Source organism: Streptomyces sp. SID14478, from assembly GCF_010548525.1.
In the GTDB taxonomy this organism is placed as follows: domain Bacteria; phylum Actinomycetota; class Actinomycetes; order Streptomycetales; family Streptomycetaceae; genus Streptomyces.
Map to the genome: position 1 here is coordinate 1 of NZ_JAAGMG010000591.1, position 220 is coordinate 220.

Consider the following 220-nt stretch of genomic DNA (forward strand, 5'->3'; position numbering starts at 1 on the left):
CGCTCCCGCCGGGCGCACCGCAGACGCCGCGGGCGCATCCTCCTCGCGACGGCGGGCCTGGCCCTCGCGGCCGGCGGCCTCAGCCTCGCCGAACTCGGCACCGAGTCCTCCGGGAGTGGCGACGCCCAGGCCGCGCCGGACATCACCGGCGCCCTCACGGAGGCGGAAGCCTCGGCCCCGCCCTCGTCGGCTCCGTCCTCCGGTGCGCCCGCGCCGAGCC

General features: G+C 80.9%; 1 pseudogene. It reads left to right on the top strand.

Annotation, left to right across the window (positions count from 1 at the left end):
• A pseudogene (locus G3I40_RS18950) lies at positions 1 to 220 on the top strand (hypothetical protein); the annotation flags it as partial.